This is a genomic window from Pseudomonadota bacterium (genome assembly GCA_030859565.1).
Classification (GTDB): domain Bacteria; phylum Pseudomonadota; class Gammaproteobacteria; order JACCXJ01; family JACCXJ01; genus USCg-Taylor.
In genome coordinates, this window is the sequence record JALZJW010000265.1 from 1 (window position 1) to 2,613 (window position 2,613).

Genomic DNA, 2,613 nt, shown 5'->3' on the forward strand with positions numbered 1-2,613 from the left:
ATCGTAGATCCCGGTCCAGGTCTCAGATAGGAAGGTCCATATCGCCGTGAAAATGTCCGTCGTATACGTGCTCGCGCTATCCCACGTCGAGACTAGCCAGTCGTAAATCGAGGTGAGGATCGGCGTCACCGCGTCGTAGATACTCTGCCACGTATCGGTCAGGAACGTCCAGATCGCCGTGAAGATCGTCGTTGTTTGGGTCGAGATGTCTGTCCACGCCTGGACTACGAAATCCCACAGTAGCTGAACTATCGGAGAAACCGTGTCGTAGATGCTCTGCCAGGTCGAGACCAAAAAGTCCCAGACGGCCTGTACGATCATCACTACTTGATCCCACCATGCAGTAGCTCCGGCAACGATGTAATCCCAGAGCATCTGCGCTATTGGAGCTACAGTGTCGTAGATGCTCTGCCAGGTCGAGACCAAAAAGTCCCAGACAGCTTGCACGATCATCACTACTTGATCCCACCATGCAGTAGCTCCGGCAACGATCCCGTCCCAGAGCATCTGAACTACAGGGACCACCGCCGCATAGATCGCATTCCACGTCTCGACCAGGTACGACCACACCGTCGACAGGATCGAACTGATAGTCGAATAGATCCCGGTGAACACCGTAGTAACTAAAGTAACTATCGGGGTTAGCGCCGTGATAAAGATCCCGATCCACAGCGCCAACATCGTTACGAATACGGTCCCGATGATGGTCAGAATGGTCGTGATTACGGTCCAGATCCCGGTAAAGATCGTGCTCACGGTCGTCCAGATCCCGGTTAGCACGGTCATAACCGTGGTCGAGATCGCCGTCCAGACGGTCGTAACAGTCGTCCATATGGCCGTAAGAACGGTAGTGATCGTGGTCCATATAGCCGTGAAAACGGTCGTGATGAAGGTCCAGATGGTAGTCAGTACCATCGTGATGATCGTTTGTGCCGCCGTGATGGTGGTTCCTACACCAAGCCACACGGCATCCCAGGCGGCTTTGAGCTGCCCGAGTCCGGCTATGAATAGCGCCCACGCCGCTTGCGCTCCGGCGACGATTCCGGCCCAAAGCCCCGAAAGGAAGGGTCCAACGGTAGACCAGTTGTTGTAAATTAGGGTGGCAGCCGTGGCGAAAACAGCCGCTCCCGCCGCCACGACACCGAGCACGACACCGAGCCCGCCCACAACGCTCACGACCGCCGCTACTATCGGGACCAACGCTACGACCGCGATAGCCATTAGCCCGAAAGCGATCCCGGCCCCGCCAACGGTATCGTAGAGCCAGGTCAATCCCGAGATGACGCCGGTGAGTATCGAGGACAGGATGTCTATCGCTACCGAAACATCCCCGCCCGCCACCGCCGCGAAGGTCATAAGCGCGCCGAACACCGAAGTCACCATACTCCAGAGAGACTGAAATACCGGTATCGCGCTTTCTACCACCGCCGTAAGTTGGGCCGACCCTTCGGCGCTCGTGGCCCACGATGCAAACGCAGTAGCTACACCGAGTATCGTTTCCGAAAGCGTTACCCCGTAGGGCACCAGGGTAGCAAGCCCCGCAATAAGTCCCTGAATGAAGGCCCCGGCGGTGGCGGTAAGGTTCTGGATTATCGGCGCCGCTCCGGCGAATATCTGCTCCATATAGCCCATCCCCGCTTGTGAGGAGAGGAAGTCAAAGAGCGGCTGTAGCCCGGCCTGTGCCGCGAGCGCCGTAGCAGTGCCGGCTACGCCGATCATCGGCATGTAGTTAGAGGCCACGTCCATTGCCGTCATGCCGATCTCGGCAATGATTAGTGACGCCGGGCCGAGTGCCTGTACTAGCTCGGCCTGTAAAACACTTGCCCGCTCTTGGAGGGCGGCGAGAGCTGCCCCGCCGTCATAAGCGCCGCTCGCGAGTACGTAGATAGCCCCAGCGAGAAGCCCTACGCCAACCCCGGCGCCAGCAGCAAGTCCGGCGATAGCCCCGACGCCTCCCAAGAGGGGCCCGAGCATAGCCATCGCGAAGATCACCGCCGCCCCTATTCCGGTTATCGCCAATCCCGCGACCCCCGCCGAAGCCGTAAGCAGGTTGCTGGCACCAGCGGCACCGGCGGCGGTCGCCACGAACGCCGCGAGCTGCGCGGTGGCGAATCCGGTGTCGACGTCCACGGCAACGTCGATCTCGTTGCCATCTAGCGCCGAATGAGCTACAGAGAAGGCCCCGAGTTCCGCTGTAGCGCCCCCGGCGTCAACGTCTACCGGCACGTCCACGGCATCCCCGTCAACGGCGGAACGGGCAGCCTCTAGCGCCTGTAGCTCAGCAACCCCGGCAGCGGCTCCGATCACGGCGGTATCTATGCGGGCGGTACCGTTCGCGGTGTCGGCAGCGGCCTCTAGCCGGTTCAGCTCGGCGATGCTGGTGGGAACGCCCAGGACTTCGGCCCGGGCGGTAACAGTAGGGTCGATACCCTCGACTTCATTTCTAAAAGCCCGGACATCCGCCGCTGCCGTGGCGAGCTGAGAAGTATCAGCGTTGACCGTGACCTCCAGTGGCACAGAGGCGGCAACCCGCATACGCCGGAACTCTTCTTCGACCGCGGCGCGGGTGTTGGCGGCCTTGCGCGAAGCTTCATCGAGCGAGCGGTTAAAGCC

Annotated in this window: 1 protein-coding gene; it reads right to left on the reverse strand. The window is 60.4% G+C overall.

What is annotated here, in order from left to right; translation table 11 throughout:
- The coding region (locus M3436_20545) for a hypothetical protein (GenBank protein MDQ3566361.1) at positions 1-2,613 on the reverse strand (2,613 nt) is incomplete at both ends.